This window comes from Diaphorobacter sp. LR2014-1, from assembly GCF_002916785.1.
In the GTDB taxonomy this organism is placed as follows: Bacteria; Pseudomonadota; Gammaproteobacteria; order Burkholderiales; family Burkholderiaceae_C; genus Diaphorobacter; species Diaphorobacter nitroreducens.
Window position 1 is genome coordinate 1 of record NZ_MTBE01000001.1, and the last position, 26,711, is coordinate 26,711.

Sequence of the window (26,711 nt, forward strand, 5' to 3'; positions counted from 1 at the left end):
TTAAACCAGACCAGCGCGGTAGAGTCTGAACGCCGTTGAGGCGGCCAGACCGGCCCGTGCAGTTTGGTAGGCGCTGGGGTGATAGAGCCCGTGACTGAGTACAGAACGCATGGCCGCCGCGCTGGTCTTCGTGAAGCCCGAACGGTTACGCGCGCCTTGATTGAGCGCGCATGCACAAGCAAGGGATCTGAAGATCATGTCTGTTACCTCAGTGACGGTGGGCATCGACGTGGCCAAGGCGCACGTGGATGTCTGTGTGCTGGGTGCCAAGAGCAGCGCCCAGCGGTTTGACAACGATGCCGAAGGCCACTCGGCGCTGGCGGCTGCCCTGCAGCCCCTGGACGTGGGTCTGGTGGTGATGGAGGCCACCGGCGGCTACGAGGCCGCGTTAGCGTGTGCCCTGCAGGCCACAGGCCTGCCCGTGGCGGTCATCAACCCGCGCCAGGCGCGCGACTTCGCCAAATCCATGGGACGCCTGGCCAAGACCGACGCGGTGGATGCGCGCACGCTGGCCGAGCTGGCAGCGGTGCTGCTGCGCCGCGACGATCTGCAGCGCTTCTTGCGCCCCCTGGCCGATGAGCGCCAGCAGTGGCTCGCGGCCCTGGTCACGCGCAGGCGCCAGTTGCTGACCATGCTCCATTCGGAGCGCCAACGGCTGCAGATCACGCCCAAGAAGCTGCACGCCAGCATCGAGGCCATCGAGGCGGCGATCAAGGCGCAGCTCGATGAGATCGAAGAGCAGATGGTCACGCATGTGCGCGAGCACTTTGGGGAGCTCGACACGCTGCTGCAGTCGGCTGCGGGAGTCGGCCCGGTGGCCAGTGCCACGATGATTGCCGAGCTGCCAGAGCTGGGCCGGCTGAACCGGCGCGAGATCGCTGCATTGGTGGGCGTGGCGCCCATGGCCAATGACTCCGGCGGCAGCAAGGGCAGGCGGCGCGTACAAGGCGGGCGCTTCGAGATCCGCCGCGTGCTGTACATGGCAACGCTCACGGCCACCCGCTACAACCCGGCCATCAAGGCCTTCTACGAGCGTCTGAAGGCCGCTGGCAAGTTGCCCAAGGTCGCCCTGGTCGCTTGCATGCGCAAGTTGCTCACCACGCTCAACGCCATGGTGCGCACTGGAAAACCTTGGGACAAGTCGCTTCATTGCGCTTGACTTCGAAGACGGTTACTCAGACGCTGCTTTTGCTGCACCCAAATTTCCGATTCTTCGGTGTGGCGGCGCACCCAGAATGCAAACAACGCGGGCAGCAGGCCCACGGCAAAAACCCAGCGCCAGCCGAATAGCGGCAGCACGATGGCCGCGACGAGCGCCGCCAGTGCATAGCCGAGTGCGAAGGCGCTTTGCACCCAGGCCATCACCTTGCCGCGATGCTGGGCGGGCCAGCTCTCGGTGATCAGCGCCGCGCCGGCCGACCATTCACCACCGACACCCAAGCCGAGGATGAAGCGGAAGATCAATAACTGCGTGACGGTCTGCGAAAAGCCGCACAGGGCAGTGCCCAGCGAATAGCAAAGGATGCTCAGCACCATCGAACGAGTGCGTCCGATGCGGTCTGCCAGGAAGCCGAACACCAGGCCACCTACTGCAGTCGCCAGCAAGGTCATGGACGCGATCACACCCGCCATACCTTTGTCAAACGAGAGATCCGCGCTGATGTACTTGATCATCATCGCGAACAGCATCAAGTCCATGATGTCCAGCATCCAGCCTATGTAGGACGAGGCGAACGCTCGCCACTGCTGGGGCGTCCGGCCCACATACCAGCGAGCATCCTGCCCCGCCTCGCTTGACATCGTTATTGCACCCATGACTTCATCCTCTTGTGTATCGACTACAGAAACATTCGCGTCTTACATCGAGACTTTATCGAATTTTCTCCTGATCACTCTTAGTAAAAACCATTAATAGACATCTTTGTATCGTTTATCGATACTACACATCTTTCTTATCCATAGGAGATCTCATGCCACAGTTCAACTTGCGTTTGTTCGAAGACCGCGTGCCGGCGCATCACGCACCGATCTACCTGCCATCATTGGCACGTGCCGTCTATGTCGTAAAAGGCGACGTGACGATCGAGTTCGCGACGGGTGCGCAGCACGTCGTCGAAGGCTCGGCTTGGCTAGGCGATGGCCAGGCGACTGTCCTGGCTGGTGAGTCGGACTTGATCCTGTGGCGCTGGGAGCTCCAGTCGTTGCGCGGCGAGGCGAAGCCAGGCGTGCTGCGCTCGGCACCGGCATCGCGCTCGGAGTGCAAGCTCGAGCAGGTGATCGAACTCGACGAAGCAATGCCCTGGCTCATGCGTTGCGACAAGGTGCAGTTTCCGCCGGGAGGCGTAGCGCTGACTCACGTGCACCAAGGCCCCGGCATCCGGTGCTGCCTGGAAGGCGAGATCACCATTGAGACCGAGGGCCAGACGCATGTGCATGCTCCTGGGGATGCCTGGTTCGAACTGGGCCATGCGCCAGTCCTCGCGCCGACGACACCGGCAAGGGCAACCACCTTCATCCGTTGCTTTATCCTGCCCCAGGCTTGCCGCGGCCGCAGCTCGTTCCGCCTTGTTCGGGCAGAAGATGCGGGCAAGGCCAACACCCAGCGCTACCACGTCTTTGGCGAACGCTTCCTTCAACTCAACTAGAGTCTGGGATCGCCCCGCCCCTCGAGGATTCCAAAGCATGAAAGCTTCACCCCCTTCGCAACCACCACCTTCGGGTGCTCCCTCTGACGACCTGGCTGCGGACAGCACGGCCAGCTCCTCGACCTCTGTGGTCTCGCTGCGCATCCTCGAAATCATGGCGGAGGCGAACGCCGAGCTAGGCGTCACGCAACTGGCCGAGGCACTGGGAATGCCCAAGGCCCGTGTGCATAGGCACCTCGCATCGTTGCGCCAGGAGGGATATGTCACCCAGAACCCACGCTCCAGCCGCTACAAGATCGGCTGGCGACTGTTCCTGCTCGGCCAGCGGCTGGTACGGCAGTTCGACGCGGTCGGTCTGGCGCGCCCGGTGATGGAGGAACTCCGCGACAAGATCGGACAGACCATTGTCATCACCACGTTTACCGACGACCGCGTCGTCGTGCTCGACCTGGTTCGCGGCCGCAGTCCGCTCCAAATCTTGCTGAACCCTGGCACCGAATACAAGTTGCACACCGTGGCGCAAGGCAAGATCGTCCTGGCCTTCGGCAACCCAATGCAGTTCATGCGGGTGTTGGCTGCGCCGCTGGTGGCCTGTACTCCGCACACCATCGTCGACCACGACCGATTGCGCGCCGAGATCGAAATGGTCAGAAAGCGCGGGTGGGCCGAGGCACCCGAAGAAGTTTTCATGGGCGTCAATGCGTTGGCGGCTCCGATATTTCTCAGGAGCGGCGATCTCTTTGGCTCGATGGCCGTGGTCGGCTCGATCCACTTTCTGCCTGCACAGGCCAACCCTGCGACGGTGTCCGCCCTGAAGGCCGCAGCCGCCAAGGTTTCGGAACTGCTCGGCGCACCGGCAACAACCAATGGCGCCTAGCCGCAATGTGTGGCCTGTAGCCGAGATAAATTGACTTGACAACTATTGTCTAGTCAATGATTATCGGCGGCCATGAGTCCACACCCCAGCCCGCCGAACGATCCGCTGTCGCCCTCGCCCTTCGAGCCAGAGCGCAGCATCGGCCTTCAGCTGCGGCGCATCACCGCGCTGCTGGGCAGCGAGGTCGATCGCCGCATGGAGCCGCTGGGGCTGACCAACGCGCAGTGGAAGCCCCTGCTGCGCCTGCTGCTGGGCACGCCCGGCACCACCGCCGCGCTGGCGCGCGACTGCCATGCGGATGCGGGCGGCCTGACGCGGCTGCTCGACCGGCTGGAATCCAAGGGCCTGTGCCGGCGCGAGCGCTCGCAGGCGGATCGGCGCGTGGTGCACATCGCCCTCACACCCGAAGGCCACGCCGCGGCGGCCCAGCTGCCCATCATCCTGGGCGGCGTACAGCAGCAGCTGCTGCAGGGCTTCAGCGCCCAGGAAGAAGCCCAGCTGCGCGACTACCTGGCGCGCCTGCACGCCAATGCGCAGGCCCTGGCCGACCCCACACCCGACACCGACCCACCATGACCCAAGCCCCTCCCCACCGGCGCACCGGCCCGCTGTGCGCGGTGCTGCTAACGCTGGCCGCGCTCGCCGGCTGCGCCGACATGTCCGGCATCGCCCCGCAGGCGCAGCTGCGCGAGCCGGGCACGCTGGGCCTGCCCGCCGGCGCGCATTTCGAGGCACCCGATGACTGGTGGCGCGGCTTTGGCGACCCGCAGCTGGACGCGCTCATAGCCCAGGCGCTGGCCGACAACCCGGGCCTGAAGCAGGCCCAGGCGCGCCTCGCCCGCGCCCAGGCCTTTGCCGACACTGCCCGCTCGGCCCAGGGCCCGCGCCTGGACGCCAGCCTGGACGCCTCGCGCCAGCGCTACAGCAGCAACGGCCTGTACCCGCCCGGCGTGGCCGGCGCCACCATAGGCTCGGAGACGGCGCGCCTGACGGGCAACTGGGAACTCGACTTCTTTGGCAAGAACCAGGCCGCACTGCAGGCCTCGCTGGGCCAGGCCGAGGCCGCCCAGGCCGACGCCCAGGCCGCGCGCCTGCTGCTGGCCAGCCGCGTGGCGCAAACCTACCTTCAGCTGGCGCGCCTGCAGGCCCAGCTGGCCGTGGCCGAGCGCCAGCTGGCGCAGCGCAGCGAGCTGCTGCGCCTGGTGCAGGGCCGCGTGCATGCCGGCCTGGACACGCGCCTGGAGCTGCGCCAGAGCGAGGGCGCGCTGCCCGAAACGCGCCAGCAGATCGAGGCGCTGCGCGAGCAGCAGGCCCTCACGCGCAACGCCCTGGGCGCCCTGATTGCAGAGCCAAATGTGGCTTTAACGCTTGATACACAAGCGCTGGAAGCTATCAACAACATAGTAATACCAACAGCGCTGCCGGCCGACCTGCTGGGCCGCCGGCCCGACGTGGCGGCGGCGCGCTGGCGCGTAGCAGCCGCCACCCAGGACATGGCCGTGGCGCGCGCGCAGTTCTACCCCAACGTGAGCCTGACGGCCTTCGTGGGCCTGTCCAGCATCCAGCTCGATCGCTTCATGGAAGGCAGCAGCCGCGAATGGGGCGTGGGCCCGGCGCTGCGCCTGCCGATCTTCGACTCGGGCCGTCTGCGCGCCAACCTGCGCGGGCGGGCCGCCGACCTGGATGCAGCCGTGGAGAGCTACAACACCGCGCTGCTCGACGCCGTGCATGACGCCGCCGACCAGCTCGCCAGCAGCGGCGCCATTGCGCGCCAGATCGCCGAGCAGCGCCAGGCCGGCGCCGCCGCCGAGGACGCCTACAGCATCGCCCAACGCCGCTACGAGGCCGGCCTGGGCAACTACCTGCAGGTGCTGTCGGCCGAGACCCAGGTGCTGGCCCAGCGCCGCCAGGCCGTGGATCTGGCCGCGCGGCGCCTGGATAACCAGGTGGCGCTGATGCGCGCCCTGGGCGGCGGCTATGCCCCGGCCCGGCCCGTGGCCAGCGCCCCGAACCCCACAAATCACAAGAACACACCATGACCCACCAGCACCCCACCCCCGCCGAGCATGCCGCCGCCCACGCCAGCTCCGCCAAGGCCAAGCGCCGCAAGGCCCTGCTCACTCTGGCGGGCATCGTGGTCATCGGAGCCATTGCCTTCGGCCTGTACGACTGGCTGGTGGCCAGCCACGAGGAATACACCGACAACGCCTACGTGCAGGGCAACGTGATCCAGATCACGCCCCAGACCGGCGGCACGGTGATGTCCATCCTGGCCGACGACAACGATCGCGTGCATGCCGGCGCCGCACTGGTGCGCCTGGATCCGGCCGACACGCGCGTGGCCCTGCAGCAGGCCGAGGCAAACCTGGCCCAGACCGTGCGCCAGGTGCGCCAGCTCTACGCCAACAACGCCACGCTGGCGGCCCAGGTGCGCCTGCGCGAGGCCGACGTGGATCGCGCCCAGGCCGACATCACGCGCGCCCAGGACGACCTGCGCCGGCGCCAGCTGCTGACCGGCGACGGCGCCGTGTCCAAGGAGGAGCTGCAGCACACGCAAAGCCAGCTCACCACAGCGCGCACGCAGCTGGCCGCGGCCCAGGCCGGCGTGGCCGCCGCGCGCGAACAGCTGGCCAGCAACCAGGCGCTGACCCAGGGCGTGGCCGTGGCCCAGCACCCCAGCGTGCTGGCCGCCGCCGCGCGCCTGCGCGAGGCCTATCTGGCCAGCCGCCGCACCACCCTGCCGGCCCCGGTGGATGGCTATGTGGCGCGGCGCAGCGTGCAGCTGGGCCAGCGCGTGGCCGCCGGTGCGCCGCTGATGGCGGTGGTGCCGCTGCACGAGGTCTGGGTGGACGCCAACTTCAAGGAAAACCAGCTGCGCCACCTGCGCCTGGGCCAGCCGGCCAGGCTGACCGCCGACCTGTACGGCGGCAAGGTCGAATACCAGGGCCGCGTGATCGGCCTGGGCGTGGGCACGGGCGCGGCCTTTGCGCTCTTGCCGCCGCAGAACGCCAGCGGCAACTGGATCAAGGTGGTGCAGCGCGTGCCGGTTCGCATCGCGCTGGATGCCGCGCAGCTGGAGCAGCACCCGCTGCGCGTGGGCCTGTCCATGGAGGTGACGGTGGACACCAAGGATCGCAGCGGCGCCGAGCTCTCCAGCGCCGCGCGCGCGCAGCCGGTGGCCCAGACGGCTGTGTACGAGTCGCTGGATCAGGGCGCGGAGGCCGAGGTGGCGCGCATCATCGCCGCGAATATAGGCAAGTGAGCCCGCGCCCATGACCGCTCCCGCCAGCCCCCCGCCCCCACAAGGCGCACAGCAGCCCGCGCCGCTGACCGGCAGCGCACGCGCCTGGGGCACCCTGGCCCTGTCGGCCGCCACCTTCATGAACGTGCTGGACACGTCGATCGCCAACGTGTCGCTGCCGGCCATTGCCGGCGACCTGGGGGTCAGCCCCAACCAGGGCACCTGGGTGATCACCAGCTTTGCCGTGGCCAACGCGATCTCGGTGCCGCTCACCGGCTGGCTCGCGCAGCGCTTCGGGCAGGTGCGCCTGTTCGTGATCAGCGTGCTGCTGTTCGTCGCCGCCTCGTTCCTGTGCGGCATGGCGCCGAGCATGCCGCTCTTGATCGCGGCGCGCGTGCTGCAGGGCTTTGTCGCCGGGCCGATGATTCCGCTGTCGCAGGCGCTGCTGCTGTCGAGCTACCCCAAGGCGCTGGCTGGCCTGGCGATGGCCATGTGGTCCATGACCACGCTGATCGCGCCGGTGCTGGGGCCGCTGCTGGGCGGTTGGATCACCGACAACATGACCTGGCCGTGGATCTTCTACATCAACGTGCCCGTGGGCATTGCAGCCGTGGTGGTCACCTGGGGCATCTTCCACCAGCGCGAGACCGAGCGGCGCGCGCTGCCCATCGACTCCATCGGCCTCGCGCTGCTCGTGATCTGGGTGGGTGCCATGCAGGTCATGCTGGACATCGGCAAGGAGCACGACTGGTTCGAGTCGCCCTGGGTCGTGGCCTGCGCGCTGGTGGCGGCCATCGGCTTCGTGGCCTTCCTGATCTGGGAGCGCGGCGAGGACCACCCCGTGGTGGACCTGGCGCTGTTTCGCATCCGCAATTTCTGGGCCGGTGCGCTGGCCACCTCCGTGGGCTACGGCCTGTTCTTCGGCAACGTGGTGCTGCTGCCGCTGTGGCTGCAGCAGTACATGGGCTACACCGCCACGCAGGCCGGCGAGGTGATGGCGCCCGTGGGGCTGCTGGCCATGGTGCTGTCGCCCCTGGTGGGCAAGAACATCGCCAAGGTGGACCCGCGCCGCTTTGCCACGCTGGCCTTCCTGGTGTTTGCGCTGGTGCTGTGGATGCGCTCCAATTTCAACACCCAGGCAGACCTCGCCACCATCATGGTGCCCACCATCATCCAGGGCGTGGCGATGGCGTTCTTCTTCATCCCGCTGGTCACGATCACGCTGTCGGGCATTGCGCCCGACCGCATCCCGGCGGCCTCGGGGCTGTCGAACTTCATGCGCATCACGGCCGGCGCGGTGGGTACGTCCGTCACCACCACGCTGTGGGAGCGGCGCGCCAGCCTGCACCATGCCCAGCTGACCGAAGGCCTGCACCAGGGCCACCTGCCTTTCACGCAGGCGCTGCAGGGCCTGCAGGCCGGGGGTCTCACGCCCGAGCAGGCACTGGCCCAGGTGGAGCGGCTGGTGAACCAGCAGGCCTTCATGCTCGCGGCCAACGACATCTTCTATGCCTCGGCCCTGCTGTTCCTGCTGCTGATCCCGCTGGTGTGGCTGGCCCACCCCACGCGCGCTGCCAGCGGCAGCGCCGACGCCGCGGCCGGTGCGCATTGAGCGGCGATGTCGATGCGAAAACGCTATCAATAATCTAGCTGCTAGCGCTTACCAGGTGGGCGCTAGCAGTGATTTTCTCTATAAATTTCAGCCGACGTGCCGTGCCAGGAAGGCGAGCGTGCGGTCGCGCGCGGTCATGGCGGCGGCCTCGTCGTAGCTGGCGCGCTGGTCACAGTTGAAGCCGTGGTCCGCCGCGTACACGTGCACCTGCGCCTCGGGGTGCGCGCGGGCAAAGGCCTGCACGCTGTCCAGCGGGATCCACTGGTCGCGCTCTCCAAAGTGCGCCAGCACCGGCACGCGCGGCTGGCGCGCCACCTCGGCGGGCGTGGTCATGCCGCCGCCGTAGTAGGGCACGGCCGCGGACAGCCCCTGCAGCATGCAGGCCGCGCGCCAGGTGAGCAGCCCGCCCCAGCAAAAGCCCACCACGCCGACCTTGCAGTCGCTGTGCCGCGCGGCATAGTCGATGGCGGCCTGGATGTCGGGCATCACGCCCGGCGCGGGCAACCCCTCCACGGCGGCCTTGAGTGCCCGGCCGGCCTTCATGTCGGCATCGCTGTAGCCCAGGTCCACGCCCTTTTGCACCCGCGCGAAGGTGGACGGCGCCACCGCCAGGTAGCCGCGCATGGCCAGCCGGTCGGTCACGGCGCGGATGTGGGCGTTGACGCCGAAGATCTCCTGCAGCACCACCACCGCGCCGCGCGGCGCGCCGTCGGTGCGCGCCACCCAGGCGGGGGCCGTGAATCCGTCGCTGGCGGTAAGGTCCACCCACTGTCCCATGTCGTGTCTCCTGAGGCGTTGAGCGAAGGGAATGCAGGCGCGTGGACGATACGCGTCAGCGCCGCAAACCTGTTCCAATGCGCCATTCTTGCAGGAGTCACCCGTACATGGACAAGATTGTTCTGATCACCGGCGGCAGCCGGGGCATCGGCGCTGCCGCCGCCGTACTGGCCGCGCAGCGCGGCTGGGCCGTGGCCATCAACTACCTGCGCCACGCCGAAGCCGCGAACGGCGTGGTGCGCCAGATCGAGGCCGCGGGCGGGCGCGCCATCGCGGTGCAGGCCGATGTGGCGGTGGAGGCCGACGTAGTGACTCTGTTCGAGACCGTGGACCACCGCCTGGGGCGCCTCACGGCACTGGTGAACAACGCGGGCGTGGTGGACCGCCCTGCCCGCGTGGACGAGATGCACGGCGAGCGCCTGCGGCGCATGTTCAGCATCAACGTGCTGGGCGCCTTCTACTGCGTGCGCGAGGCGGTGCTGCGCATGAGCACGCGCCATGGCGGTGCCGGTGGCAGCATCGTCAACGTGTCCAGCATCGCGGCCCGGCTGGGTGCACCCCATCAGTACGTGGACTATGCGGCGTCCAAGGGCGCGCTGGACACGCTCACCATAGGCCTGGCGCACGAGGTGGGCGGCGAGGGCATCCGCGTGAATGCCGTGCGCCCCGGCCTGATCGACACCGATATCCACGCCAGCGGCGGCCTGCCCCACCGCGTGCGCGACCTGGCAGGCCAGGTGCCCATGGGGCGCGGCGGCACGCCCGAGGAAGTGGCCGAGGCCATCGTGTGGCTGATGTCGGACGCGGCCAGCTACACCTCGGCCACGCTCATGGACATTGCCGGGGGCCGCTGATGGACTTGAAGCCGCTCATCACGCTGCTGGCCATCGTGAATCCATTGGCCATCGTGCCGTTCTTCATCCACTACACCAGCGGTTTCAACGCCGCGCAGCGCCGGCGCACCGTCCAGGTGGCGGCGTTCAGCGCGTTTTGCGTGATCGCGGCCTGCGCGCTTGTCGGTCTGCAGATCCTGGACTTCTTCAACATCTCGCTGCAGAGCTTCCAGGTGGGCGGGGGCATGCTGCTGCTGATCAGCGCCATGAACATGCTCAATGCGCAGCCGGCCGAGGCCAAGCCGCACACCCACGAGCTGGAGCAGGGCGCCGAGAAGGCGGCCGCGGGCAGCAGCATCGCCGTGGTGCCGCTGACCATCCCGCTGCTCACGGGGCCGGCGGCCATGTCCACCGTGGTGATCTACGCCGACCGCGCGCAGAGCATCTGGCAGCACCTGGCGCTGGTGGGCTACGGCGTGGTGGTGGGCGCGGCCACGGCGCTGTGCTTTGCACTGGCCGAGCCCATCGAGCGCGTGCTCGGCAAGACGGGCATCAACGTGATGACGCGGCTCATGGGGCTGATCCTCGCGGCGCTGGCCGTGGAGGTGATGGCCGACGGGCTGAGCAAGCTGTTCCCGGTGCTGGCCGCGCGTTCATAGCGGTCAGGCCGTGGCCTCGATGCGGTTGCGCCCCGCGTGCTTGGCACGGTAAAGGCAGCGGTCCACCGTTTCCAGGAACCGCTTGGAGTCATCCTGCGTGCCGGGCAGAGCCGTGCCCATGCCCACGCTCACCGTGAGCTGCTGGCCCAGGGGCGAAGCCGCATGGACGATACCGGCGTGGGCCACCTCCTGCATGCAGCGCTGCGCCACCGCGCGCGCGGAAGATGCATCCGCGCCGGGCAGCAGCAGCACGAACTCCTCGCCCCCGTAGCGCGCCAGGCAGTCGCGCGGGCGGTGGGCGGCCTGCTGCAGCGCGCGGGCCACGCGCCGCAGGCACTCGTCGCCCTCCACGTGGCCGTACTGGTCGTTGTAGCTCTTGAAGAAATCCACGTCGAACATCAGCAGCGACAGCGGCTCTCCGGTGCGCTGCGCCTCCTGCCATTCGCGCTCGTACACCGCGTCGAACTTGCGGCGGTTGTTCACACCCGTGAGCCCGTCGCGGAATGACAGTTCCTGCAGCTCCTGCTGCAGTTGCAGCAACTGGTGCTCGTTCTGCTTGCGCTCGGTGATGTCGAACATGAAGCCCACGAGCGACACCACATTGCCCTGCAAGTCGCGCACCACATGCACCACGTCGCGGATCCACACGTAATCCCCGCCTGTGGTGAGCGCGCGGTAGTCCGCCTCGTGGTCCACGCCCGACTGGGATTGCGAAATGCAGAAGTTGACCACCCGGTCCCGGTCGTCGGGGTGCATGCGGTCGGCCCAATCCTGCACGGTGCGCCAGCTGGTGGGCGCCCAGCCCAGCAGGTCCTCGATCTGCGGCCCGATGTAGGCAAAGGTCGCCGTGGCCCAGTCGATCTTCCACGGAATGGCGCGCGTGGATTCGAGCAGGGTGCGATAAAGCGCGCTTTCGGGTGGTTCATGCGGCGTCATGGGGGCTCCGGCTGGCCGTGAAAACGCAGCAAGCTTAGCAGGGCGACGCGACAGCGGCCGTGGCGGGCGCGGGACGCCACGCCGCGCCACTCCGGCACAACCTGTCGCCAAGCGCCAAGCGCCACACGCACCCGGCGCGGCGCCGCACCGCCCCAGTTTTGCAGTTCTGTTGAGCCGGCCGATCGTTCAGGCCACGGCGGCGGGCTGAGCGGGGGTGTCGTCACCCGAAGAGCAGGCCCCACCGCAGCCGTGGATCAGATCGTCGGGCAGCGCGCCCGGCGTCTGCACGCTGCCCGTGGCGGGGTCGAAGCCCACGCGGCGCAGGTGCTGGGCGAGGGACGCGTCCATGGCGTCCGTATGCTGGGGAAACCATACGGCCAGCTCTGCAGCCATCTCGCGCAGGACATGCAGCTCGCCCTGGCGCGCGCGGTCGGTGCCCTCGCGCATGATCTTGAGCACCACCTGGTGCTGCGTGCTGTGGCAGTTGCCCGCGGCAAAGCGGGTGGCCTGCATCCAGCGGTCCTCCTGGGCGAAGTGGGCGTCGGTGTGCGCCACCAGGTCTTCCCAGGCACCGATGAGCGCCACGTCATCGGCGCTCTCCACGGCCTGCAGCAGTGCCACGAATTCCTGGTGCGTGTGGTCCATCTGCGGCAGATCCAGTGCAAGTTCCTCGGACCATTGCAATGCGGCCATGGGCGGTCTTTCCTTCCTGTGCGGCGTTGTGAAGCGGCGCGAGCTTAAGAAAAACCGCCACCGGCGGTATTGACACATGTCATGTCGGTGCCGCTCGTGGGGACAAAAAAAGCCCCGCCAGAGGCGGGGCTGCACATATTTGCCGGTTTATTGGCCGTGGGTGCGCTTGGCATCGGCCACGCACTTGTCCTTGGCGTCACCGCTCATGGTGTCGCAGCGCTCCTTGGCGGCCTTGTAGTTGGCTTCGCGCTGGGCCTCTGCGGCGTCCTTCTTGGCCTCTGCGACATCGGCGCGCTTCTCGGCGGTGGAGTCGGCGGGCTTGGCCTGCGCGCGCTGCACCTTGGCATTTTCCTTGGCGGCCACATGGGCGGCCTTGGCGTCCTTCACGCAAATGTCCTTGGCGTCGCCCTTCTGGTCGTCGCATTTTTCCTTGGCCACTTCATAGTCAGCGTCGGCACGGGCCTCGTTCACGTTGTAGGTGGCCTTGTCGCTGGGCTTGTACTGGGCTTCCAACTCGGCCTTGGCCACCTTCTCGCGGCCCTTGGCCTCCTTCATGCAGACGTCCTTGGCGTTGCCCTGCAGGGTGTCGCACTGCGCCTTGGCGGCCTTGTAGTCAGCGCCGATGCGGTCCTTGCCGGCGTTGTATTCCTCCTTGGTCATGGCCATGCCCGAAGTGGCCATCAGGGCAGCGGCCGCCAGGGCCAGCAGATTGCGTGCGTTTTTCATGGAATGTCCTCCAGATGAATGTGATGGAAATTGGATCCCGCAGGGCGCGCGAGTCGTGCCCCTGCGGCGCGTTGCGTCAGTCGTAGCGGAAGTCGGGGTTGCGCTGTTCCCAGCCCTTGAGCTGTTCCTCGGCTGCGTCCCGGGCCAGCCCGTGGCGCTCCTGCAGCTTGCCCAGCAGCTGGTCGCGCTTGCCGGCGATGACGTCCAGGTCGTCGTCGGTCAGCTTGCCCCATTGCTCCTTCACTTTGCCCTTGAACTGCTTCCAGTTGCCTTCAATGCGGTCTTCGTTCATACGTCACTCTCCTGTAGCGGTTGTTGAGGGATCGCCTGCCTGGCCCCTGTACAGCGCCGGGCATTGCGAGGCGATGAATGGACTCTAGGCAGGTGCCCGGCGGCAGCGCGTCGGTGCGCGCACGCAAGCCGCGTCAGCCCAGGGCGACAGCGGCATGTAGGCCTCCGCCCCGTCGCCGGTGCGCGGCAGGCAAAAAAAGAGACATGCGCAGCATGTCTCTGGGGGTGGGAAGGGCGCAGGCGCTCAGCGGCCGGACTGCTCCACCCATGCGGCCAGCTCCTCGGCCACCTGGGCCGCCGCATCGGCCAGGGCCTTGGCGCCGCCGGCGGCATCGGGCGTGGCGGCATCGCGCCGCGCCACGAACACCCGCTGCGCGACCAGCGTCTCACCCGCGGTGCTCGCGTCGGCCAGCACGGCGCGCACACGCACCAGGCCGGCGCTCGCCTGGGGCGCGCCGAACACATGGCTGAACTCCTCCAGCTCCAGGCGCAGCACGCTGGGCATGCGGCCGCGCTCCAGCAACACGGCCATGCCGTCGTCGCCAGAGAGCACCGCGCGGCGCTGGCCCAGGCGCTCGCGCACCGCCTGGTGCAGCAGCACGGCGGGTGGCAGGCTCCAGCGCGCCTGGGTGTAGGGGCGCAGTTGCTGGGCGTTGGTATAGGCCAGCCGGTACAGCAGCGCGGTGCTGCCCTCGGGCAGGCCCGTGGCGGTCACCTCGGCCAGCGCGATCGGGGGCAGCGGCGCGCTGGCCGCGGGGCCCGGCGCCTGCAAGGGACCGGGGCCGAAGTCGTACACATCGGCGCGCACCGGCGGCTCGGGGAGGATGGAGCAGCCCGCCACCAGGGCCAGGGATGCTAAGCAAAATATGGCCTTAGCGCTTATCTGATAAGCGCTAGCAGCTATCTTTTTGATAGTCATCATAGGATCCTTGCGATGTGTCATTGCTGTGCTGCGGGGGCGGTGAAACCGGGCTCGCCCGGTCCCGCGGCCGAGCGACCGGGCCCGTAGATGAGCGACTGCGGGTTGTCGTTGATGCCCGAGGCCGTGCGGCCCAGGCGGCGCGCGGCGCGCGCGGTCTCGTCGGCCGCATGGTTGATGCGCGGCAGCGTGACGCGGCCGAAGCGGTCGGCCGCGCCGGCCAGCGACTTGGCGCCCGCGGCGATCTCGTCGAGCGCGCCGCCCTCGGCCTGCAGCGTGCGGATGGCCTGGCTGACGTCGTTGGCGGCCGTGGCCGCGCTGCTGCCCGCCTGGCGCAGCGCCTGCAGGGTCTGCTGCGTGTCCTGCACCAGCGGCGGCACGCCCGCCAGCGCAGGGTCCAGCCGGGTGGTCACGGTGTTGTCCAGGCGGCGCGCGAGCTGGTCGATGCTGCCCGCCGCGTCGCCCAACTGCTTCAGTGCCGTGGAAAAGCGCTGCTGGTTCTCGTCGCCCAGCAGGGTGTTGATGCGCTGCGTGGCCTCCTGCACCTGGCCCAGGATGGCCGGGCCCTGCTCGGCCAGTTGGCTGAACGAGGAGCTGTGCAGCGGCAGGCGCGGCAGCCCGCTGGCGCCCGGCGGCGGCGCGGGCAGCGGCGCCTCCGCGTCGTCCAGCTGCACATGGGCCAGGCCCGTCACGCCCTGGTAGCCCAGCGTGGCGAAGGTGGTGGGGCTGATGGGTGCGTCCGCATTCACGGCGATACGGATCAGCACGTTGCCCGCGACCTGCGGGTCAAAACCGATGTGCGTGACCTTGCCTACGGCCACGCCCTTGTAGCGCACGGCTGCCTGGGGCTGCAGGCCGCTCACGCTGTCCTTGCTGGACAACTCGTAGAGCTGGTAATCGGTCTGGTCGCGCGTGAGCCACATGCCGAGGCCGGCCAGCAGCGCCGCCACGGCGATCACGAAAATGCCTGCGGCCAGGGCATGGGACTTGTTTTCCATCAGGCTTCCTTGGACGAAGAGGCGGCGGGCGGCTGGGCCATGGCACGGCGGCCGCGTTCTCCGAGAAAAAAGTGGTGAATGAAGGGATGGTCGAAGCGCGCGACCTCCTGCGGCGTGCCGGTGACGATGACGCGCCGGTCGGCCAGCACGGCCACGCGCGTGGACAGGGCGTACAGGGTATCCAGGTCGTGCGTGACCATGATCACCGTGAGGCCCAGCGCCGCATGCAGCTCGCGCAGCAGCGCGCAGAACTCGTCGGAACTGCTCGGGTCCAGCCCCGCCGTGGGCTCGTCCAGCAGCAGCAGCGGCGGGTCCATGATGAGCGCGCGCGCCAGGGCCACGCGCTTGATCATGCCGCCCGAGAGGTCCGCCGGCATGCGCGTGGCGTGCTCGGGCTTGAGCCCCGCCAGGCGCAGCTTGACCATGGCCGCGTCGTTGACCAGCGCGGGCGGCAGCGTGCCCAGCTCGCGCAGCGCGAAAGCAATGTTGTCCAGCACGTTGAAGGCCGAGAACAGCGCCCCGTGCTGGAACAGCATGCCCACGCGGCTGCTGGCGCGCTCGCCGCCGACCAGCTCAGCCGCCGAGCGGCCCAGCACCTCCACGCTGCCGCGTGTGGGCCGCGTGAGCCCCAGGATGTGGCGCAGCAACACCGTCTTGCCGGTGCCCGAGCCTCCCACGAGCGAGAGGATCTCGCCGCGCTGCACGGTGAGCTGCAGGTCGTCGTGCACCGTGAACGCTTCGTCACCCCGGCCGAACACCGTGGCCAGGCCGCGGATGTCCACCACCGGCGGCTCAACCACGGCCCGGGTGTCGGCGTCTGCGGCGGGGCGGGTGGCATCCATGGCTAGAAACCCACGTTCTTGAAGGCGACGGCGAACAGCGCGTCCACGATGATCACCATGGTGATGGCGCTCACCACCGAGGCGGTGGTGCCTTCGCCCAGGCTCTGGGTGTTGGGCTTGACGCGCAGCCCCCAGTGGCAGCCGATGAGCGCGATGAACACGCCGAACACCACCGACTTGGACATCGCCAGCCACAGGTTGGACACATTCACGGCGGCAGGCAGGGCCTGCGCGAAGTAGGCCGACGAGATGCCCATGGTCAGGTCCGCAGCCAGCATGCCGCCCGCCAGCGCCGCCAGCGTGGTCCACAGGGCCACCAGGGGCATGGCCAGCGCCAGCGCCAGCGCACGCGGCATCACCAGGCGAAAACCGTGCGGTATGCCCATGACGCGCATGGCGTCCAGCTCCTCGGTGACGCGCATCACGCCGATCTGCGCGGTGATGGCCGAGCCCGATCGCCCCGCCACGAGGATGGCGCCCAGCATGGGCCCCAGCTCGCGGATCAGCGAGATGCCCAGGATGTTCACGATAAACGCTTCGGCGCCGAACTGCCGCAACTGCAGCGACATGAGATAGGCCAGCACCACGCCGATCAGGAAACCCACCAGCGCCGTAATGGGCAGCGCCGTGGCGCCCATGCGGTACAGGTGGCCCGAGATGTCGCGCCAGGGCCCGCGCCGCGGGTTGCGCAGCAGGCGCAGCACGTCCAGCACCAGCTGGCCCACCAGTATCACCAGATGGCGCACATGGTCCAGCGCGTGCAGCACCATCACACCCAGGCGGTCCACCTGGTCGCCCAGGCGCCAAGGCGCAGGGGGCTCGCAGGGGGTGGTGTACTGCGCCACGCGCTCCAGCATCTCACGCTGGTTCTCGGTCAGTTCCAGCTGCTCGGGCCAGGCGCGGCCCCAGTGGTTCCACAGGATCTGCGCGCCCACGTGGTCCAGACGCTGCACGCCTTGCAGGCTCCAGGCAACGCCGGGACCGCAGTCCTTGAGCTGCGCCGCCACCCGCCGCCAGGCCCGGCGGTCGGCAAAGGCCGCGGCCACCCAGTCGCCTTGCGGCTGGGCAAGGGGCCTGGCAGCGTGGTCCTGCACGACCGATGGAGGGTGGGTGACGGGCATGGTGGTCGGGAAAGAGGCCGGGCGACCGGCTGGCGCCGGCGCCACTGGCGGCGCCCGCAGTTTTGCATATTCCGGCGGCCGCGCCGCGCACGGGGCTGACGCGGCGCATCATTCCACAGAATTGGCGCGTGGCAAAAGCGAGGCCCGCCGGCGCTTGAAAAAACATCAAAAACCGGCCGCGACGCACCCGCAGCGCGCGCTGCCACTATCAAAAAGCGTAGCGCAGCGGGGTTTCCCTCTCGACACCCGAGTGCCGAATCGCACAATCGATTGCTGCACTGCGGCAGCCCCGGCGCTGGCGCGTTGCGCTCCTTCCCTGACGTGCGATCGGCATCCATGAGCGACACCACTTTCGACTACATCATCATCGGCGGCGGCACCGCCGGCGCCCTGCTGGCCAACCGGCTCAGCGCAGACCCCAAGAACCGTGTGCTGCTCGTGGAGGCCGGCCGCAGGGACGACTACCACTGGATCCACATTCCCGTGGGCTACCTGTATTGCATCGGCAACCCGCGCACCGACTGGCTCTATCACACTGAGGCCGACACCGGCCTGAACGGCCGCAGCCTGCGCTACCCGCGCGGCAAGGTGCTGGGCGGCTGCAGCAGCATCAACGGCATGATCTACATGCGCGGCCAGGCGCGCGACTACGACCAGTGGGCCCAGATCACGGGCGACGACGCCTGGCGCTGGGACAACGTGCTGCCGGCCTTTCGCCGCCACGAGGACCACTGGCGCCTGGACCAGCCCGAGGGCGTGAACGAGAACTTCAAGCGCCTGCACGGCAGCAAGTCCACGGGCAGCTCGGGCGAGTGGCGCGTGGAAAAGCAACGCCTGCGCTGGGACATCCTCGACGCCTTCGCCCAGGCCGCGCAGCAGGCCGGCATTCCCGCCACCGACGACTTCAACCGCGGCACCAACGAGGGCGTGGGCTATTTCGAGGTCAACCAGAAGAACGGCTGGCGCTGGAACACGGCCAAGGCCTTCCTGCGCCCCACCTGCTACGGGCGGCCCAATTTCGAGATGTGGACCTCGGCCCAGGTGACGCGCCTGGTACTCGACCGTCAGCCGGACGGCAGCCTGCGCTGCACCGGCGTGCAGGTGTGGACCGGCGAGGAGATGGTCACGGCCCACGCGCAGCAGGAGGTGATCCTGAGCGCCGGCGCGGTGAACTCGCCACAGATTCTGCAGCTCTCGGGCATCGGCCCCGGCGCGTTGCTGCAGCGGCACGGTATCGACATACAGGCCGACCTGCCCGGCGTGGGCGCCAACCTGCAGGACCACCTGCAGATCCGCGCCGTGTACAAGGTGCAGGGCGTGCCCACGTTGAACATGCTGGCGGGCAACCTGCTGGGCAAGGCCAGGATCGGACTGGAATACGCCTTCAAGCGCAGCGGTCCGATGAGCATGGCGCCGTCGCAACTGGGCGCCTTCACACGCAGCCAGCCGGACCTGCCGCACCCCAACCTTGAGTACCACGTGCAGCCCCTGTCGCTGGAGGCCTTCGGCGAGCCGCTGCACCGCTTCCCGGCCTTCACGGCCAGCGTGTGCAACCTGAACCCCACCAGCCGCGGAACCATCCAGATCAAGAGCCCGGACTTCCGCACCGCGCCGGCCATCGCTCCCAACTACCTGTCCACGCCCGAGGACCGCCAGGTGGCCGCCGACAGTCTGCGCGTCACGCGCCGCATCGTGGCCCAGCCCGCGCTGGCTCCCTACCAGCCCGAGGAATACAAGCCCGGCCCGCAGTACCAGAGCGACGAAGACCTCGCCCGGCTGGCGGGCGATATCGCCACCACCATCTTCCACCCCGTGGGCACTACGCGCATGGGCCGGCTGGACGATCCGCAGGCCGTGCTGGATGCGCGCCTGCGCGTGCGCGACGGCCGCGGCGGCGTGGTGGCCGGCCTGCGCGTGGTGGACGCGGGCGCCATGCCCACCATCACCAGCGGCAATACCAATGCACCCACGCTGATGATGGCCGAGATGGCCGCCCAATGGATTCGCAGCGAGGCGCGTGCCCCAGTTTGAACCAGTGGCAGCAGGTGCGGGAAACCACCAATGCACCACCGGGGTGCGTTTTATTACAGTCCATGCACTCGAAGCGCGCCTCGGCACGCCAACCGAGGGGACCGAGGAGACAACAGCCCTAACACAAGAACATCAACCATCCAATCAGGCATCCGCAACGAGATGCCCCTTCACAAGGCACCCGCAACCCGGGTGCCTTTTTATTTGTCAAGACTTTCAGCAAAAGTGGCCCCAGCGCCCGCAGGTTGGGCGCAAGCAGCTACTGATTCCGTAGCGGTAGCGGTGCGACAATCGCGCCCATGGAATGGATCATCGTCTCGCTGGCCTCGCTGCTGGCCGGCTTCGTGGACGCAATCGTCGGCGGGGGCGGCCTGATCCTGCTGCCCGCCCTGTTCGCCACGTTTCCCACCGCGCCGCCAGCCACGCTGATGGGCACCAACAAGAGTGCCGCCATCTGGGGCACGGGCATCGCCACGTGGCAGTACAGCCGCCGCGTGCAGATGCGCTGGCGTGCCATGCTGCCGGCGGCGCTCGCGGGATTCGTCGGCGCGTTCGCCGGCGCCTGGGTGGTGACGCTGATTTCCGCCGATTTCCTGCGCAAGCTGCTGCCGCTGGTGCTGGTGGCGCTGCTGATCTACACCCTGGCGCGCAAGGACCTGGGGCGCCACCACGCGCCGCGCCTGGCTGCAGGGCGTGAAACCCTGGCGGCCTGCGCCATCGGCGTGACCATCGGTTTCTACGACGGCTTCTTCGGCCCCGGCACGGGCAGTTTCTTCGTGTTTCTCTTCGTGCGCGTGCTGGGCTACGATTTCCTGAACGCTTCGGTGTCCGCCAAGCTGCTGAACCTCGCCACCAACGTGGCCGCGCTGATCCTGTTCACGGCCAAGGGCCATGTCTGGTGGCACTTCGCGCTGCCGCTGGCCGTGGCCAACGTGGTGGGCAGCCTGCTCGGCGCCCACCTGGCGCTGAAGCACGGCGCGGGCTTCGTGCGCGGCATCTTCATCCTGGTGGTGGGCATGCTGATCCTGAAGACCGGCTACGACGCGTTCCTGCGCTGACCCGATCCACCCGCATTCACTGGCAAGGAGAGACCCGATGACGACCCTGACCCTGATCGGCGCCCCCACCGACGTGGGCGCCAGCGTGCTGGGCGCCAGCATGGGCCCCGACGCGCTGCGCATCGCGGGCATCGCGCGGGCCATGCAGGCACGCGGCTTCGACGTGCGCGACCAGGGCAACCTGGCCGGCCCCGGCAATCCGCAGGCCGAGCCCGCCAGCGGCTTTCGCCATCTGGCCGAGGTCGCGGCCTGGAACCGGGCGGTGTACGAAGCCACGCACGCTGCGCTTCAGGCGGGCCAGCTGCCGCTGCTCATGGGCGGCGACCACTGCCTGGCCATCGGCTCCATCAGCGCCGTGGCGCAGCACTGCCGCGCGCGCGGGCGGCGGCTGAAGGTGCTGTGGTTCGACGCGCACGCGGACGCCAACACCCCCGAGTCCTCCCCCAGCGGCAACCTGCACGGCATGCCTGTGGCGTGCCTGCTGGGCCACGGCCCGGCGCAGCTCACGCGCCTGGCCGGCCCCGATGCGCCGCCGGCGCTGCAGTCCGGCCAGATCACGCTGATCGGCGTGCGCAGCGTGGATGCCACCGAGAAGCGCTTCGTCAACGAGCACGGCATCGAGGTGTACGACATGCGCACCATCGACGAGCTGGGCATGCGCGCGGTGATGCAGGCCGCGCTGGCCGACGTGGACCAGGACACGCACCTGCACGTGAGCTTCGACATGGATTGCCTGGACCCGTCGGTGGCCCCGGGCGTGGGCACCGGCGTGCGCGGCGGCCCGACCTACCGCGAAACCCAGCTGTGCATGGAGATGCTGGCCGACTGCGGTGCGCTCGGCTCGGCGGACCTGGTGGAGCTGAACCCCGCGCTGGACGTGCGCAACCAGACGGCCGAGCTGGCCGTGGACCTGCTGGAGAGCCTGTTCGGCAAGTCCACGCTGATGCGCCCGCAATGACCCTGGCCCCCGGGTTTGCGTCAATGCGGCGCACCAGGGGCCGCTCTCTATAATGTGACCGCCTCGTGACGCCGCCCTTACCCGGGCTTCTTGCGCAGGCGTTGGTTTCCGGCTTGTGATCCGCAATGCCGGATTTTTTGTACCTGAAGCAAGCAGGAACTCCCTATGAAGATGTTCAAGACCCTGGCCACTGCTGTGGCGCTGTGCGCCGCCGTTGTCGTGCAGGCGCGTCCCCTGGAAGAAATCCAGAAGAGCGGCACCATCATCCTCGGCTCCGAGGGGCAGTACGCGCCGTTCAACTTCTTCAAGGGCAAGCAGCTCACGGGCTACGAGATCGAAGTGGCCGAGGCCGTGGTCAAGAAGATGGGCCTGAAGTACGAGTGGAAGACCGTCGGCTTCGACGCGCTGCTGACCGGCCTGGCCCAGGACCGCTGGGACCTGGTGATCGCCTCGCACGCCATCACCGACGAGCGCTCCAAGGCCGTGACCTTCACGCTGCCGCACTACTGCTCGGGCGGCATCATCGTGTCGATGAAGCCCGAGGTGGCCAAGGCCGCCGACCTGAATGGCAAGGTGGTCGCCGTGCAGACCGGCACCACCTACCTGGACGCCGTGAAGAAGGTGCCCGGCGTGAAGGACGTGAAGAACTTCCCCACCGACGAAGCCGCGCGCAACGCCCTGGCTTCCAAGCGTGTGGACGCCTGGGTGACCGACCGCTTCGTGGCCAAGGAAATGCTGGCCAAGGCGCCCAAGGCGGGCTTCCGCACGGGCGACATGCTGTTCGTGGAGCAGGTGGCCTCTGCCGTCTCCAAGGGCAACCAGGGCCTGGCCGACGCCTGGAACAAGGCGCTGAAGGAAGCGATCGCCGACGGCACTGTGGGCAAGATCTCCCAGAAGTACTTCCAAGAAGACGTCACCTGCAAGTAACCGACTGCGCCGGGCCTGCGGGTCCGGCCCGCTTTGCCCATGCTTCTCGCTCTCTGGCCCGCACACTGGAGCCGCACCCAGCGCAGCAATGCAACGCTGGTGGCGGCTTTGGTGTTGATGGCGCTGGTCCTCGCCCTGCTCGGCCAGTTCCTCTCCTTCTTTCCTGAGCCCATCGGCTCCAACGCGGAGCTCTTCTCCGAAGGCGCGCTCACCACGCTGTACCTGACGCTGGTCAGCGGCACCGTGGGCCTGCTGCTGGGCACCGCCGCGGCGCTGGCGCGCACCTCGCGCCTGGCCTGGCTGCGCTGGGTGGCCAGCTTCTACATCTGGGCGATCCGCGGCACGCCGCTGCTGGTGCAGATCCTGTTCGTGTACTTCGCGCTGCCCGTGCTGGTGCCGGGCCTGAATCTGCCCGACTTCGCCGCCGCCGTGGTGGCGCTGGGCCTGAACGTGGGCGCCTACAACGCCGAGGCCATCCGCGCCGGCCTGCTGGCCGTGCCGCGCGGGCAGACCGAGGCCGCGCGCGCGCTCGGCCTGTCGCGCACGCACGTGTTCTTCGACGTCGTGTTCCCCCAGGCCTTCAAGATCGCGCTGCCGCCGCTGGTGAGCAACTTCGTGGCGCTGCTCAAGGACTCGTCGCTCGCCTACGCCATCGGCGTGGTGGAGCTGACCAACGTGGGCAACCGCATCCAGTCCGCCACCTTCCAGCCCGTGGCCACGCTGACCACGGTGGCCATCACCTACCTGATCCTGACCACGCTGGTGACGCAGGTCACCCATGCCATCGAGTACCGCTTTGACGTCGAAGGGCGTGTGAAATGAGCCACGCCGCTTCCGCCAATCCCTACATCGTGTGCAAGGACGTGCGCAAGGCCTTCGGCAGCCACGAGGTGCTCAAGGGCGTGTCCACCGTGTTCCGCACGGGCGAGGTCACCGTGATCATCGGCGCCTCGGGCTCGGGCAAGTCCACGCTGCTGCGCGCCATCAACCGCCTGGAGCCGCACGACAGCGGCAGCATCACCATCGACGGCGTGGAGGTCACCGACGACCCGCGCACGCTGCAGCTGCAGCGCAGCGAGGTGGGCATGGTGTTCCAGCAGTTCAACCTGTTCGGCCACATGACGGTGCTGGACAACGTGACGCTGGCGCCGCGCCGCATCCGCCACACGTCGCGCCGCGAGGCCAACGACAAGGCCATGGCCCTGCTCAAGCGCGTGGGCATGCAGGACCATGCGCACAAGTACCCCTGGCAGTTGTCGGGCGGCCAGCAGCAGCGCGTGGCGATTGCGCGCGCGCTGGCCATGGCACCGAAGGTGATGCTGTTCGACGAGCCCACCAGTGCCCTCGATCCCGAGATGGTGCAGGAGGTGCTGGACGTGATGCGCGAGCTGGCGCGCGGCGGCATGACGATGATCGTGGTCACGCACGAGATGGGCTTTGCGCGCGAGGTGGCCGACCGCGTGATGTTCTTCGACCAGGGCTGCATTGCCCACGATGCGCCGCCGGCCGAGTTCTTCTCCAACCCGGCCAACGACCGCATCCGCTCCTTCATCGGGCGCATGAGCCACTGACCCGCCGGGCGGCACGGTGCGGCCGCTTATAAAACCATAGCTGCCAGCGCTTGATGTACTTTGGTTTCGATATGAAAACATATCGAAATCCTTTTGACACAAGCGCCAACAGCTCTCATTTTTGAAGAAGCCATGCGTTCCGAACGCCAGGGCCTGCTGGCCCTCCTGCTGGTGGTCGCCGTCTGGGGCACCACCTTTCCCGCGATGAAGATGATGTCCGCGCACCTGGATGCGCTGCAGATCATCTGGGCCCGCTTCGCGATCGCGCTGCTGGTGCTGGCGCCGCTGTGGCGCGGTCTGCGGCGCACGGAACTGCGCTGGGGTCTGCTGCTGGGTGCCCTGCTGTTCCTCGCGTTCTGGCTGCAAATCGAGGGGCTGGCGCGCACCAGCAGCAACCGCAATGCGTTCGTCACCGGGCTGAACGTGCTGGTGGTGCCGCTGTTGGCCATGGCCGTGCTGGGCCGGCGCTATGGCGCCGCGCTGTGGGCGGCCTGCGCCATGGCGTTGGCCGGCATGGTGCTGATGTTCCACGAGAACGAGCCCTGGAACCTGGGCGACACGCTGACGCTCGCCAGCACGCTGTTCTATGCCATCTACATCCTCACGCTGGAGGAATGCGCGCGCCGCACGGCGGCCCGGCCGCTGCGCGCCACACGCATGGCAGCGGTGCAGGCGCTGGTGATGTTCGCCGCGGCCAGCGTGCTGCTGCTCGCGCGCCATGGCGAGGTCGCCACGACGCTGCAGGCCCTGGCGGACCTACCGGCGCACGCGCTGACGGCGCTGGCCTACCTGGGCGTGGTGGCCAGCGTGCTGGTGGTGACGCTGCAGGCCTGGGGCCAGCAGCGCGTGGATGCCATGCGCAGCGCCATCGTCTTCGGGCTGGAGCCGGTGTTTGCCGCCGCCACGGCCTGGGTGCTGATCGGCGAGCGCCTGGGCGCGGCCGGCCTGGCGGGCGCGGCGCTGATCGTGGCCGCCCTGGTGGTGAGCCAGTTGCCGCCGCCGCGCGCACTGGCGCGTCCTTCGGCCCCCTGATCGGGCGCAAGAGCCCTCAGGGCATCGCGAGCGGCACGTCCGCCGCGTTGCGCGGCGTGCCCATGGGAGCACCGGCCTGCCCCTTGGAGACGGCCGCCAGGTCTTGCTCGCTCGGGTACTGGCCCAGCAGCCAGTAGTCGAACACGCGGCGCACGATGGGCGCCGCCGCCGCCGCGCCAAAGCCCGCGTTCTCCACGATCACGGCCACGGCGATGCGGGGCTCCTCCACGGGTGCGAACGCGGCAAACAGGGAATGGTCGCGCTGGTGCTCCTCCAGCAGCTTGGCGTTGTACCGCACGTTCTGCCCCAGGCTCACCGCCTGCGCCGTACCGGTTTTGCCCGCCGAGGTGTAGGGCGCGCCCGCGAACACGCGCCGCCCCGTGCCCGCCTGGTTCACGGCCATCAGTGCGTTGTTCACGATCGCCACATGCTTGGGGTTGTAGCCCAGGCGCTCGCCGGGGGGCTGCTGCACCTCGGTCACCTGCCCGCCCACCTGGTCTTTCACGGCCTTGATCAGGTGCGGACGGTGGCGGGTGCCGCCGTTGGCCAGCGTGGCCTCGGCCACGGCCAGCTGCAGCATGGTGAAGTTGTTGTAGCCCTGGCCGATGCCCAGCGACACTGTCTCGCCCGAGTACCAGCGCTTGGCCTCCGGGCGCTTGTAGGTGTTGCGCTTCCACTCGGTGCTGGGCAGCACGCCGCGCACCTCGCCCCCGAGGTCGATGCCGGTGATCTGCCCGAAGCCCAGCGGCTTCATGAAGTCGTGGATGGCGTCCACACCCATCTCCACGGCCAGCGAATAGAAATAGGTGTTGCTCGAATACTGGATGGCGCGGTGCATGTCCACGCCGCCCAGGCCGCCTTCGTGGCTGCGGAAGGTGCGCCCGCCATAGTTGTAATAGCCCGGGTCGTTGAACACCTGCCCCGCCGTGCGCTTGCCCAGCTCCAGCGCGGCCAGCGCCATGAAGGGCTTGTAGGTGGAGCCGGGAGGGTAGGTGCCGCGCAGCGCGCGGTTGAGCAGCGGCTTGTTGATGGACTCGTTGAGCGCCTGCCAGTTTTCCTGGTCGATACCCTCGACGAACAGGTTGGGGTCGAACGTGGGTTTGGACACCAGCGCCAGCACCTCGCCGTTGCGCGGGTCCAGCGCTACCAGAGCGCCGCGGCGCTCGCCGAACATATCTTCGATCAGCTTTTGCAGCTTGATGTCCAGCGACAGCATCACCGTGTTGCCCGGCGTCGCCGGGTGGCTGTTCAGGCGCCGCACGGCATGCCCGCCGGCCGAGGTCTCCATGCGCTCGAACCCCGTCTGGCCGTGGAGCGTGGATTCGAAGCTCTGCTCCACCCCCAGCTTGCCGATGTAGTCCGTGCCGCGGTAGTTGGCCGCATCGTCCGAGTCCTCGATGCGCTCCTTTTCGCGCTGGTTGATGCGGCCGATGTAGCCGATGGCGTGGCTCGCCACCTCGCCCAGCGGGTAGTTGCGAAACAGCCGCGCCTTGATGTCCACGCCGGGGAAGCGGTAGCGCTGCGCCGCAAAGCGCGCCACCTCTTCGTCCGACAGCCGTGTGCGAATGGGCAGGGAGTCGAAGCTGCGCGACTCCTCGCGCAGACGCTTGAAGCGGCGCCGGTCGCGCGGCTGGATGTCCACGACCTCGGCCAGCGCGTCGATCGTCGCCTCCAGGTCCATGGTCCGCGAGGGCGTGATCTCCAGCGTGTATGCCGAGTAGTTGGTGGCCAGCACCACGCCGTTGCGGTCCAGGATGAGGCCGCGGTTGGGCACGATGGGCACGACCGCCGTGCGGTTGCTCTCGGCCTGGTCCGCGAGGTCCTCGTGGCGCACCACCTGCAGCACCACCAGGCGCGCGACGATCAGCAGGAATGCCAGCAGCACCACCACGCCCACGACGAACACGCGCAGGCGAAAGTGCCAGACATCGGCCTCGGCATTGCGCAGTTCGGTCATCCGCAGC

The 26,711-nt window shown here is 68.4% G+C and carries 27 protein-coding genes; 16 read left to right on the forward strand and 11 right to left on the reverse strand.

The window, feature by feature from the left end; translation table 11 throughout:
* Positions 1-193 precede the first annotated feature (193 nt).
* Positions 194-1,159, forward strand: coding sequence for an IS110 family transposase (locus BV908_RS00010; RefSeq protein WP_078465000.1), 966 nt, complete (start codon positions 194-196; stop codon positions 1,157-1,159).
* Here the strand turns inward: BV908_RS00010 and BV908_RS00015 are convergent.
* Positions 1,147-1,710, reverse strand: a complete 564-nt coding sequence (locus BV908_RS00015; RefSeq protein WP_246867414.1) for an MFS transporter — start codon at positions 1,708-1,710, stop codon at positions 1,147-1,149. The two genes, BV908_RS00010 and BV908_RS00015, sit on opposite strands and share 13 nt — an antisense overlap.
* A 260-nt stretch (positions 1,711-1,970) precedes the next feature.
* On the opposite strand from BV908_RS00015, the gene BV908_RS22390 reads away from it, so the two are divergent.
* The 6 genes from BV908_RS22390 to BV908_RS00045 all read left to right on the forward strand — a co-directional run bounded on the left by BV908_RS22390 (position 1,971) and on the right by BV908_RS00045 (position 8,375).
* A complete protein-coding gene (locus BV908_RS22390) occupies positions 1,971-2,645 on the forward strand; it encodes a cupin domain-containing protein (RefSeq protein WP_172751335.1) in 675 nt (224 codons plus the stop codon).
* Positions 2,646-2,682: 37 nt separating this feature from the next.
* Positions 2,683-3,522, forward strand: coding sequence for an IclR family transcriptional regulator (locus tag BV908_RS00025; protein ID WP_172751336.1), 840 nt, complete (start codon positions 2,683-2,685; stop codon positions 3,520-3,522).
* A 72-nt stretch (positions 3,523-3,594) separates the two neighbouring features.
* Complete coding sequence (locus BV908_RS00030) at positions 3,595-4,098, forward strand: MarR family transcriptional regulator (RefSeq protein WP_103736815.1); 504 nt, start codon at positions 3,595-3,597, stop codon at positions 4,096-4,098.
* Complete coding sequence (locus BV908_RS00035; RefSeq protein ID WP_103736816.1) at positions 4,095-5,561, forward strand: efflux transporter outer membrane subunit; 1,467 nt, start codon at positions 4,095-4,097, stop codon at positions 5,559-5,561. The genes BV908_RS00030 and BV908_RS00035 overlap by 4 nt, the downstream gene beginning before the upstream one ends.
* Positions 5,558-6,784 carry an efflux RND transporter periplasmic adaptor subunit gene (locus BV908_RS00040; protein WP_103736817.1) on the forward strand — a complete coding sequence of 409 codons (1,227 nt, stop codon included), beginning with the start codon at positions 5,558-5,560 and terminating at the stop codon, positions 6,782-6,784. Before BV908_RS00035 ends, BV908_RS00040 begins: the two co-directional genes overlap by 4 nt.
* A gap of 10 nt (positions 6,785-6,794) precedes the next feature.
* Positions 6,795-8,375, forward strand: coding sequence for a DHA2 family efflux MFS transporter permease subunit (locus BV908_RS00045; RefSeq protein WP_103736818.1), 1,581 nt, complete (start codon positions 6,795-6,797; stop codon positions 8,373-8,375).
* An 87-nt stretch (positions 8,376-8,462) separates the two neighbouring features.
* On the opposite strand, the gene BV908_RS00050 is transcribed toward BV908_RS00045, so the two are convergent.
* Positions 8,463-9,152: a dienelactone hydrolase family protein gene (locus tag BV908_RS00050; protein ID WP_011803726.1), complete on the reverse strand. Its 690-nt coding sequence runs from the start codon at positions 9,150-9,152 to the stop codon at positions 8,463-8,465.
* Between the two features lie 107 nt (positions 9,153-9,259).
* Here BV908_RS00050 and BV908_RS00055 point away from each other — a divergent pair, with 107 nt between their 5' ends.
* Together BV908_RS00055 and BV908_RS00060 are read left to right on the forward strand one after the other, a co-directional pair.
* Entirely contained in the window at positions 9,260-10,006 is a 747-nt protein-coding gene (locus tag BV908_RS00055; protein WP_088887843.1) for an SDR family oxidoreductase, read from the forward strand.
* Positions 10,006-10,644: a MarC family protein gene (locus BV908_RS00060; protein WP_011803724.1), complete on the forward strand. Its 639-nt coding sequence runs from the start codon at positions 10,006-10,008 to the stop codon at positions 10,642-10,644. Before BV908_RS00055 ends, BV908_RS00060 begins: the two co-directional genes overlap by 1 nt.
* Before the next feature lie 3 nt (positions 10,645-10,647).
* Here BV908_RS00060 and BV908_RS00065 read toward each other — a convergent pair whose 3' ends face one another.
* The 8 genes from BV908_RS00065 to BV908_RS00100 all read right to left on the reverse strand — a co-directional run bounded on the left by BV908_RS00065 (position 10,648) and on the right by BV908_RS00100 (position 17,170).
* Positions 10,648-11,580: a sensor domain-containing diguanylate cyclase gene (locus BV908_RS00065; protein ID WP_012655348.1), complete on the reverse strand. Its 933-nt coding sequence runs from the start codon at positions 11,578-11,580 to the stop codon at positions 10,648-10,650.
* Between the two features lie 186 nt (positions 11,581-11,766).
* Positions 11,767-12,273 carry a hemerythrin domain-containing protein gene (locus BV908_RS00070; protein WP_103736819.1) on the reverse strand — a complete coding sequence of 169 codons (507 nt, stop codon included), beginning with the start codon at positions 12,271-12,273 and terminating at the stop codon, positions 11,767-11,769.
* A gap of 147 nt (positions 12,274-12,420) precedes the next feature.
* Positions 12,421-12,999 carry a hypothetical protein gene (locus BV908_RS00075; protein WP_012655346.1) on the reverse strand — a complete coding sequence of 193 codons (579 nt, stop codon included), beginning with the start codon at positions 12,997-12,999 and terminating at the stop codon, positions 12,421-12,423.
* 76 nt (positions 13,000-13,075) lie between these two features.
* The gene (locus BV908_RS00080; protein ID WP_088887846.1) at positions 13,076-13,291 is read right to left on the reverse strand and encodes a CsbD family protein; all 216 of its coding nucleotides are present in this window, start codon (positions 13,289-13,291) and stop codon (positions 13,076-13,078) included.
* 243 nt (positions 13,292-13,534) lie between these two features.
* Entirely contained in the window at positions 13,535-14,212 is a 678-nt protein-coding gene (locus BV908_RS00085; RefSeq protein ID WP_011803719.1) for an ABC-type transport auxiliary lipoprotein family protein, read from the reverse strand.
* A gap of 17 nt (positions 14,213-14,229) precedes the next feature.
* Entirely contained in the window at positions 14,230-15,207 is a 978-nt protein-coding gene (locus tag BV908_RS00090) for an MlaD family protein (RefSeq protein ID WP_103736820.1), read from the reverse strand.
* The gene (locus tag BV908_RS00095) at positions 15,207-16,049 is read right to left on the reverse strand and encodes an ATP-binding cassette domain-containing protein (protein WP_012655342.1); all 843 of its coding nucleotides are present in this window, start codon (positions 16,047-16,049) and stop codon (positions 15,207-15,209) included. Before BV908_RS00095 ends, BV908_RS00090 begins: the two co-directional genes overlap by 1 nt.
* A gap of 2 nt (positions 16,050-16,051) precedes the next feature.
* A complete protein-coding gene (locus BV908_RS00100; RefSeq protein ID WP_103736821.1) occupies positions 16,052-17,170 on the reverse strand; it encodes an ABC transporter permease in 1,119 nt (372 codons plus the stop codon).
* 336 nt (positions 17,171-17,506) lie between these two features.
* Between BV908_RS00100 and BV908_RS00105 the strand changes: the two genes are divergently transcribed.
* From BV908_RS00105 to BV908_RS00135, 7 genes are all read left to right on the forward strand, one after another.
* On the forward strand, positions 17,507-19,201 hold the full coding sequence (locus BV908_RS00105; RefSeq protein ID WP_041835849.1) for a GMC family oxidoreductase N-terminal domain-containing protein: 1,695 nt from the start codon (positions 17,507-17,509) through the stop codon (positions 19,199-19,201).
* 299 nt (positions 19,202-19,500) lie between these two features.
* The gene (locus BV908_RS00110; RefSeq protein ID WP_012655339.1) at positions 19,501-20,259 is read left to right on the forward strand and encodes a TSUP family transporter; all 759 of its coding nucleotides are present in this window, start codon (positions 19,501-19,503) and stop codon (positions 20,257-20,259) included.
* 37 nt (positions 20,260-20,296) lie between these two features.
* Positions 20,297-21,217: an arginase gene (rocF, locus tag BV908_RS00115; RefSeq protein ID WP_012655338.1), complete on the forward strand. Its 921-nt coding sequence runs from the start codon at positions 20,297-20,299 to the stop codon at positions 21,215-21,217.
* Between the two features lie 165 nt (positions 21,218-21,382).
* Positions 21,383-22,144 carry an ABC transporter substrate-binding protein gene (locus BV908_RS00120; RefSeq protein ID WP_012655337.1) on the forward strand — a complete coding sequence of 254 codons (762 nt, stop codon included), beginning with the start codon at positions 21,383-21,385 and terminating at the stop codon, positions 22,142-22,144.
* 39 nt (positions 22,145-22,183) lie between these two features.
* Positions 22,184-22,966: an amino acid ABC transporter permease gene (locus BV908_RS00125; RefSeq protein ID WP_011803711.1), complete on the forward strand. Its 783-nt coding sequence runs from the start codon at positions 22,184-22,186 to the stop codon at positions 22,964-22,966.
* Positions 22,963-23,715 (forward strand): amino acid ABC transporter ATP-binding protein, encoded by a 753-nt coding sequence (locus BV908_RS00130; protein ID WP_011803710.1) that lies wholly within the window; start codon positions 22,963-22,965, stop codon positions 23,713-23,715. Before BV908_RS00125 ends, BV908_RS00130 begins: the two co-directional genes overlap by 4 nt.
* Before the next feature lie 132 nt (positions 23,716-23,847).
* Positions 23,848-24,747, forward strand: coding sequence for a DMT family transporter (locus BV908_RS00135; RefSeq protein ID WP_103736822.1), 900 nt, complete (start codon positions 23,848-23,850; stop codon positions 24,745-24,747).
* Between the two features lie 16 nt (positions 24,748-24,763).
* Here the strand turns inward: BV908_RS00135 and mrdA are convergent, their stop codons facing one another.
* Positions 24,764-26,704, reverse strand: coding sequence for a penicillin-binding protein 2 (gene mrdA / locus BV908_RS00140; protein ID WP_103736823.1), 1,941 nt, complete (start codon positions 26,702-26,704; stop codon positions 24,764-24,766).
* Positions 26,705-26,711: the final 7 nt, after the last annotated feature.

Bases quoted from the DNA above. Each gene is read 5' to 3' on its own strand.
- BV908_RS00025 (WP_172751336.1), top strand. From the start codon at position 2,683: ATGAAAGCTTCACCCCCTTCGCAACCACCACCTTCGGGTGCTCCCTCT.
- BV908_RS00110 (WP_012655339.1), top strand. From the start codon at position 19,501: ATGGAATGGATCATCGTCTCGCTGGCCTCGCTGCTGGCCGGCTTCGTG.
- BV908_RS00120 (WP_012655337.1), top strand. From the start codon at position 21,383: ATGAAGATGTTCAAGACCCTGGCCACTGCTGTGGCGCTGTGCGCCGCC.
- BV908_RS00060 (WP_011803724.1), top strand. From the start codon at position 10,006: ATGGACTTGAAGCCGCTCATCACGCTGCTGGCCATCGTGAATCCATTG.
- BV908_RS00035 (WP_103736816.1), top strand. From the start codon at position 4,095: ATGACCCAAGCCCCTCCCCACCGGCGCACCGGCCCGCTGTGCGCGGTG.
- BV908_RS00125 (WP_011803711.1), top strand. From the start codon at position 22,184: ATGCTTCTCGCTCTCTGGCCCGCACACTGGAGCCGCACCCAGCGCAGC.
- BV908_RS00070 (WP_103736819.1), bottom strand. From the start codon at position 12,273: ATGGCCGCATTGCAATGGTCCGAGGAACTTGCACTGGATCTGCCGCAG.
- BV908_RS00065 (WP_012655348.1), bottom strand. From the start codon at position 11,580: ATGACGCCGCATGAACCACCCGAAAGCGCGCTTTATCGCACCCTGCTC.
- BV908_RS00095 (WP_012655342.1), bottom strand. From the start codon at position 16,049: ATGGATGCCACCCGCCCCGCCGCAGACGCCGACACCCGGGCCGTGGTT.
- BV908_RS00105 (WP_041835849.1), top strand. From the start codon at position 17,507: ATGAGCGACACCACTTTCGACTACATCATCATCGGCGGCGGCACCGCC.
- BV908_RS00050 (WP_011803726.1), bottom strand. From the start codon at position 9,152: ATGGGACAGTGGGTGGACCTTACCGCCAGCGACGGATTCACGGCCCCC.
- BV908_RS00130 (WP_011803710.1), top strand. From the start codon at position 22,963: ATGAGCCACGCCGCTTCCGCCAATCCCTACATCGTGTGCAAGGACGTG.
- rocF (WP_012655338.1), top strand. From the start codon at position 20,297: ATGACGACCCTGACCCTGATCGGCGCCCCCACCGACGTGGGCGCCAGC.
- BV908_RS00040 (WP_103736817.1), top strand. From the start codon at position 5,558: ATGACCCACCAGCACCCCACCCCCGCCGAGCATGCCGCCGCCCACGCC.
- BV908_RS00015 (WP_246867414.1), bottom strand. From the start codon at position 1,710: ATGCTGGACATCATGGACTTGATGCTGTTCGCGATGATGATCAAGTAC.
- BV908_RS00100 (WP_103736821.1), bottom strand. From the start codon at position 17,170: ATGCCCGTCACCCACCCTCCATCGGTCGTGCAGGACCACGCTGCCAGG.
- BV908_RS00090 (WP_103736820.1), bottom strand. From the start codon at position 15,207: ATGGAAAACAAGTCCCATGCCCTGGCCGCAGGCATTTTCGTGATCGCC.
- BV908_RS00055 (WP_088887843.1), top strand. From the start codon at position 9,260: ATGGACAAGATTGTTCTGATCACCGGCGGCAGCCGGGGCATCGGCGCT.
- BV908_RS22390 (WP_172751335.1), top strand. From the start codon at position 1,971: ATGCCACAGTTCAACTTGCGTTTGTTCGAAGACCGCGTGCCGGCGCAT.
- BV908_RS00045 (WP_103736818.1), top strand. From the start codon at position 6,795: ATGACCGCTCCCGCCAGCCCCCCGCCCCCACAAGGCGCACAGCAGCCC.
- mrdA (WP_103736823.1), bottom strand. From the start codon at position 26,704: ATGACCGAACTGCGCAATGCCGAGGCCGATGTCTGGCACTTTCGCCTG.
- BV908_RS00135 (WP_103736822.1), top strand. From the start codon at position 23,848: ATGCGTTCCGAACGCCAGGGCCTGCTGGCCCTCCTGCTGGTGGTCGCC.
- BV908_RS00075 (WP_012655346.1), bottom strand. From the start codon at position 12,999: ATGAAAAACGCACGCAATCTGCTGGCCCTGGCGGCCGCTGCCCTGATG.
- BV908_RS00085 (WP_011803719.1), bottom strand. From the start codon at position 14,212: ATGATGACTATCAAAAAGATAGCTGCTAGCGCTTATCAGATAAGCGCT.
- BV908_RS00080 (WP_088887846.1), bottom strand. From the start codon at position 13,291: ATGAACGAAGACCGCATTGAAGGCAACTGGAAGCAGTTCAAGGGCAAA.
- BV908_RS00030 (WP_103736815.1), top strand. From the start codon at position 3,595: ATGAGTCCACACCCCAGCCCGCCGAACGATCCGCTGTCGCCCTCGCCC.